Origin of the sequence: Ensifer soli (assembly GCF_041928815.1) — a bacterium.
GTDB lineage: Bacteria > Pseudomonadota > Alphaproteobacteria > Rhizobiales > Rhizobiaceae > JBHFEI01.
This window is the reverse complement of record NZ_JBHFEI010000040.1, coordinates 1-6,271: the sequence shown is the minus strand read 5'-3', so window position 1 is coordinate 6,271 and position 6,271 is coordinate 1. Positions and strand designations below refer to the sequence as shown.

The following is a 6,271-nucleotide window of genomic DNA, read 5'->3' as shown; positions in this document are numbered from 1 at the left end:
GATCTTGTGCTTGAGCGTGGGAGCCTGAACGTTCTTCTGGGACCGACCTTGTCGGGGAAGACGTCGTTGATGCGGCTGATGGCGGGGCTTGACCGGCCGACGGCGGGGACGGTGCGGTTTGACGGGCGGGACGTGACGGGGGTTCCGGTGCGGGACCGCAACGTTGCGATGGTGTACCAGCAGTTCATCAACTATCCGGCGATGACGGTCTACGAGAACATCGCCTCGCCGCTCAGGATCGCGGGCAAGGACCAGGCGACGATCGACCGGGAGGTGAGGAAGGCGGCGGAGCTGATGCGGCTTTCGCCTTATCTCGAGCGCACGCCGCTCAGCCTTTCGGGCGGGCAGCAGCAGAGGACGGCGCTGGCGCGGGCGATCGTGAAGAATGCGAGCCTGGTTCTGCTCGACGAGCCCTTGGCGAACCTCGACTACAAGCTGCGCGAGGAGTTGCGCGAGGAGCTGCCGAAGATCTTCTCGGCCGCCGGCTCGATCTTCGTCTATGCGACGACGGAACCGTCGGAGGCGCTGCTCTTGGGCGGCAACACGGCGACGCTGAGCGAGGGACGGATCACCCAGTTCGGGCGCACCGTCGACGTCTACCGCCGGCCGGCCGACCTCGTCACGGCAAGGACGTTCGCCGACCCGCCGCTGAACACGCTCGACGTGGTGAAGGCGGGCGGGCAGTTCGTCTCGGGTTCGGGTTCGGGCTCGGGCGGCTCGGCGCCAGTGCTGCCGGTGCCGGCGCATCTTGCGGGGATCGCCGACGGTCCGGTGACGGTCGCCTTCCAGCCGCACCACCTGTCGCTGTCCGGCGGCACGGCCGCGCCCTTTGCCGCGCCGCTTGCCGCCCGGGTGGTGGTGAGCGAGATCGCCGGTTCGGAAAGCTTCATCCATGTCGACTGCGCCGGTGGACGCTTCGTCATGCTGGAACACGGCATCCACGACATCGAGCCGGACACGGCGGTGACGGTCGCGCTCGACACGCGCCACCTGATGGCGTTTGCGCCGGACGGGCGGGCGATCGGGGCCGCGGCCGCGCGCGCGGCGGCCTGAGGGAGACGACCATGGCCCGCATCACGCTCGACCACATCCGCCACGCCTACGGGCTGAGGCCCTCCAACCCGAACGACTACGCGCTGAAGGAAGTGCACCACGAATGGACGGACGGCGGCGCCTATGCGCTGCTCGGGCCGTCGGGCTGCGGCAAGACCACGCTGCTCAACATCATCTCCGGCCTGGTGCAGCCGTCGGAGGGCCGCATCCTGTTCGACGGGCGCGACGTGACGCACCTGCCGACGGAGGCGCGCAACATCGCCCAGGTGTTCCAGTTCCCGGTCGTCTACGACACGATGACCGTCTTCGACAACCTCGCCTTCCCCTTACGCAACCGCGGCGTGGCGGAGGCCGAGGTGAAGCGCCGGGTCACCGACATTCTCGAGATGACCGGGCTTTCCGACCGGGCGGGGAGGAAGGCGCGCGGGCTGACGGCCGACCAGAAGCAGAAGATCTCGCTCGGGCGCGGGCTGGTGCGCTCCGACGTCAACGCCATCCTCTTCGACGAGCCGCTGACGGTCATCGATCCGCACATGAAGTGGGTGCTCCGGTCGCAGTTGAAGCGGCTGCACCGCCAGTCGGGCTTCACCATGGTCTACGTCACCCACGACCAGACCGAGGCGCTGACCTTCGCCGACAAGGTGGTGGTGATGTATGACGGCGAGATCGTGCAGATCGGCACGCCGGCGGAGCTGTTCGAGCGGCCGAGCCACACCTTCGTCGGCTATTTCATCGGCTCGCCGGGGATGAACGTGATGGCGGCGGCGATCGAGGGATCGCGCGCGGTGATCGGCAGCGAGGCGATCGAGCTCGGCTTCGCGCCAAAAATCCCGGCGGGGGCGAAGAGCGAGCTCGGCATCCGCCCCGAGTTCCTGCGGCTTTCGCGCGAGGGGATGGCCGTGACGGTCGACAAGGTCGAGGACATCGGCCGGCAGAAGATCGTGCGGGCGACGTTTTCCGGCAGGCCGATCGCCGTCATCGTCAAGGAGGACGGCGAGATCCCGGCCGAGCCGCGGCTTTCCTTCGATCCGGCCGGCATCAACATCTATGCCGACAGCTGGCGCGTGAGCGGGGAGGCTCGCTGAGATGGGCAAGACCTTCAACAACAAGGCCTGGTTCATGGTGCTGCCGGTGGTGGTGCTGGTGGCGTTTTCGGCGGTGATCCCGCTGATGACGGTGGTCAACTATTCGGTGCAGGACACGTTCGGCAACAACGAGTTCTTCTGGGCCGGGACGGAATGGTTCGCGGAAGTGCTCGATTCGAGCCGCTTCTGGGACTCGCTCCTGCGCAACCTCGCCTTCTCGGCGATCATCCTGGCGATCGAGATCCCGCTCGGCATCCTGATCGCGCTGACCATGCCGCGCCGCGGCCTCGGCGTGCCGGTCTGCCTGGTGCTGATGGCGCTGCCGCTGTTGATCCCATGGAACGTCGTCGGCACGATCTGGCAGCTGCTCTGCCGCTCCGACATCGGGCTGATCGGCTACGGGCTGGCAAGCCTCGGCATTCCCTTCAACTATGCCGCCGATCCGCTCCATGCCTGGATCACCGTCGTCGTCATGGACGTCTGGCACTGGACGAGCCTCGTCGTGCTGCTCGCCTATGCCGGCCTGGTCTCGATCCCCGACGCCTATTACCAGGCGGCGCGCATCGACGGCGCCTCGCGGCTCTCGGTGTTCCGCTACATCCAGCTGCCGAAGATGAAGCGGGTGCTTTTGATCGCCTTCCTGCTCCGGTTCATGGACTCATTCATGATCTACACCGAGCCCTTCGTCGTCACCGGCGGCGGCCCGGGCACCTCGACGAGCTTCCTCTCGATCGACCTCGTCAAGATGGCGATCGGCCAGTTCGACCTCGGGCCCGCCGCCGCCATGTCGATCATCTACTTCCTGATCATCCTGCTTCTGTCGTGGATCTTCTACACGGTCATGACCAACAGCGACGCGCAAGGCTGAGGGAGGAGAGAACCATGAGCCAGACGAACACCACGACTCTCACCTCCGCCGCCACGGGCGCCAGCACCGCACAGGTGGCCACGGGCGCGGCGGCGAATGCCGCCACGAATGTGGCCTTCGCGGCACGGCCCAAGGAGAGGCGCAGCCTCGCCTTCCTCGTGCCGACCCTCTACATCGTCTTCCTGATGCTGCCGATCTACTGGCTCGTCAACATGAGCTTCAAGACGAACACGGAGATCATGAACTCGGTGTCGCTGTGGCCGGCCGCACCGACGCTGCGCAACTACGCCGTCATCTTCAGCGACTATTCCTGGTATTCCGGCTACATCAACTCGATCCTCTACGTCGTCATGAACACGGTTCTGTCGGTGGCCGTCGCGCTGCCCGCGGCCTATGCCTTCTCGCGCTACCGTTTCTTGGGCGACAAGCACCTGTTCTTCTGGCTGCTCACCAACCGCATGGCGCCGCCGGCGGTCTTCGCCCTGCCCTTCTTCCAGCTCTATTCCGCCTTCGGCCTGATCGACACCCATATCGCGGTGGCGATCGCCCACTGCCTGTTCAACGTGCCGCTGGCGGTGTGGATCCTGGAAGGCTTCATGTCGGGCGTGCCGAAGGAGATCGACGAGACCGCCTATATCGACGGCTATTCCTTCCCGAAGTTCTTCGTGAAGATCTTCGTGCCGCTGATCGCGAGCGGCATCGGGGTGGCGGCCTTCTTCTGCTTCATGTTCTCGTGGGTGGAGCTGCTGATCGCGCGCACGCTGACGACGACGGACGCCAAGCCGATCGCCGCGATCATGACGCGCACGGTCTCGGCGTCGGGCATGGACTGGGGGGTGCTGGCGGCCGCCGGCGCGCTCACCATCATCCCCGGCGCGCTGGTCATCTACTTCGTGCGCAACTACATCGCCAAGGGCTTCGCCCTCGGCCGGGTCTGAAGAGGAAAGGGATCCCCCGATGACGACCGCCGTGACCAACCGCAACAGGCGCTGGCCGATCGCGCTCATCGTCGTGCTTTCCGTCTATCTCGCCGCCGTCGTGCTGCTCGCGGCCCGGCTGCCGGTCAAGGACGGGGTGCGCGACTGGTACGCCTCGCTGTTTCCCGGGGGCTGGATGGCCTGGTCCTTTCCCGGCGCCCTGTTCTTCCTGACGATCTTCGCCATCATCGCGCTGATGGCGGTGTGGGAATATGCCCGCCCGGGCGGCAGCCCGCGCGTCGGCATCCTGCGCTTCGAGACGACGCGCGGCGACCGGCTGTTCATCTCGCTGCTCGGTTCCGCCTTCATCCATCTCGCCTGGCTCGGCGCGGTCGGGGCGAACCTGTGGTGGGCGACGCTCCTGTCGCTCGTCTATGCGCTCGCCGTGTTCCGCCTCGTCTGACGCGGCGCGCGCCTTCCTTCCGCGCGGGCGAGGCCGCCCGCGCCACCGCAATCCCTTCCGGCGCCGCCGGAAGGCTTCAAGGGGACGACGGGCAGGGCCGGGAGGAGCCGGCCGCCCGCTCACGCAGTTCGCAAAGACTCTAAGGAGGAGGACATCATGCGAAAGCACTTGCTTACCACGACGGCGGTCATGCTTCTGGCGCTGACCGGCATCGCCCATGCCGACATGGAGGCGGCGAAGAAGTTCCTCGACGCCGAGCTGCCCGGCGACATGTCGTCGCTCGACCGCGCCGGCCAGGAGGCCGAGATGCAGTGGTTCATCGATGCCGCCAAGCCCTTCGCCGGCATGGACATCAAGGTGGTCTCCGAGACCATCGTCACCCATGAATACGAATCCAAGGTGCTCGCCCCGGCCTTCACCGCCATCACCGGCATCAAGGTCACCCATGACCTCATCGGCGAGGGCGACGTCGTCGAGAAGCTGCAGACCCAGATGCAGTCGGGCGAGAACATCTACGACGCCTATATCAACGACAGTGACCTGATCGGCACCCACTGGCGCTACCAGCAGGCCCGCTCGCTGACCAAGTGGATGGCCAACGAGGGCAAGGACGTCACCAACCCCAACCTCGACATCGACGACTTCATCGGCAAGTCCTTCACCACCGCCCCCGACAAGGAGCTCTACCAGCTTCCCGACCAGCAGTTCTCGAACCTCTACTGGTTCCGCTACGACTGGTTCAACGACGAGAAGAACAAGGCCGACTTCAAGGCGAAGTACGGCTACGACCTCGGCGTGCCGGTCAACTGGTCGGCCTATGAGGACATCGCCGAGTTCTTCACCGGCCGCGAGATCGACGGCAAGAAGGTCTACGGCCACATGGACTACGGCAAGAAGGACCCCTCGCTCGGCTGGCGCTTCACCGACGCCTGGCTGTCGATGGCCGGCAACGGCGACAAGGGCATCCCGAACGGCCTGCCGGTCGACGAATGGGGCATCAAGGTCGACGAGAACGCCCGTCCGGTCGGCTCCTGCGTCGCGCGCGGCGGCGACACCAACGGACCCGCCTCGGTCTACTCGATCGAGAAGTATCTCGACTGGCTGAAGAAGTACGCGCCGCCGGAAGCGCAGGGCATGACCTTCGGCGAGGCCGGACCGATCCCCGCCCAGGGCAACATCGCCCAGCAGATCTTCTGGTACACCGTCTTCACCGCCGACACCGTCAAGGAAGGCCTGCCCGTCGTCAACGAGGACGGCACGCCGAAGTGGCGCATGGCCCCCTCGCCCCACGGCGTCTACTGGAAGGACGGCATGAAGCTCGGCTACCAGGACGCCGGCTCCTGGACCATCCTGAAGTCGACCCCCGACGACCGCGCCAAGGCCGCCTGGCTCTACGCCCAGTTCGTCACCTCCAAGACCGTCGACGTGAAGAAGAGCCATGTCGGCCTCACCTTCATCCGCCAGTCCACCCTCGACCACAAGTCGTTCACCGAGCGCGCGCCCAAGCTCGGCGGTCTCGTCGAGTTCTACCGCTCGCCCGCCCGCCTGCAATGGTCGCCGACCGGCACCAACGTGCCCGACTACCCGAAGCTCGCCCAGCTCTGGTGGCAGGCGATCGGCGACGCCTCCTCCGGCCAGAAGACCCCGCAGGAAGCCATGGACTCACTCTGCGCCGAGCAGGAGAAGGTCCTCTCCCGCATCGAACGCTCCGGCATCCAGGGCGACATCGGACCCAAGCTCGCCGAGGAGCACGATCTCGAATACTGGAACAAGGACGCCGTCGCAAAGGGCAACCTCGCTCCGCAGCTCAAGATCGAAAACGAAAAGGAAAAACCCATCACCGTAAACTACGACGAACTCGTCAAATCTTGGACAAAACAGTAAG

The 6,271-nt window shown here is 65.9% G+C and carries 5 protein-coding genes and 1 pseudogene; all 6 read left to right on the top strand.

Annotation, left to right across the window (positions count from 1 at the left end; genetic code table 11):
• A partial coding sequence (locus ACEVQ6_RS23295; protein ID WP_374891431.1) for an ABC transporter ATP-binding protein occupies window positions 1–1,053 on the top strand: 1,053 nt, incomplete at its 5' end.
• 11 nt (window positions 1,054–1,064) lie between these two features.
• Window positions 1,065–2,138 (top strand): ABC transporter ATP-binding protein, encoded by a 1,074-nt coding sequence (locus ACEVQ6_RS23290; protein ID WP_374891430.1) that lies wholly within the window; start codon window positions 1,065–1,067, stop codon window positions 2,136–2,138.
• Between the two features lies 1 nt (window position 2,139).
• On the top strand, window positions 2,140–3,006 hold the full coding sequence (locus ACEVQ6_RS23285) for a carbohydrate ABC transporter permease (protein ID WP_374891429.1): 867 nt from the start codon (window positions 2,140–2,142) through the stop codon (window positions 3,004–3,006).
• A 155-nt stretch (window positions 3,007–3,161) separates the two neighbouring features.
• Window positions 3,162–3,944 (top strand): annotated as a pseudogene (locus tag ACEVQ6_RS23280) (carbohydrate ABC transporter permease); the annotation flags it as partial.
• Between the two features lie 19 nt (window positions 3,945–3,963).
• The gene (locus ACEVQ6_RS23275) at window positions 3,964–4,386 is read left to right on the top strand and encodes a DUF2160 domain-containing protein (RefSeq protein ID WP_374891428.1); all 423 of its coding nucleotides are present in this window, start codon (window positions 3,964–3,966) and stop codon (window positions 4,384–4,386) included.
• A 156-nt stretch (window positions 4,387–4,542) separates the two neighbouring features.
• Window positions 4,543–6,270, top strand: coding sequence for an ABC transporter substrate-binding protein (locus ACEVQ6_RS23270; protein ID WP_374891427.1), 1,728 nt, complete (start codon window positions 4,543–4,545; stop codon window positions 6,268–6,270).
• Window position 6,271: the final 1 nt, after the last annotated feature.

Coding starts and splice junctions, on each gene's coding strand:
- ACEVQ6_RS23290 (WP_374891430.1), top strand. CDS start 1,065: ATGGCCCGCATCACGCTCGACCACATCCGCCACGCCTACGGGCTGAGG.
- ACEVQ6_RS23285 (WP_374891429.1), top strand. CDS start 2,140: ATGGGCAAGACCTTCAACAACAAGGCCTGGTTCATGGTGCTGCCGGTG.
- ACEVQ6_RS23275 (WP_374891428.1), top strand. CDS start 3,964: ATGACGACCGCCGTGACCAACCGCAACAGGCGCTGGCCGATCGCGCTC.
- ACEVQ6_RS23270 (WP_374891427.1), top strand. CDS start 4,543: ATGCGAAAGCACTTGCTTACCACGACGGCGGTCATGCTTCTGGCGCTG.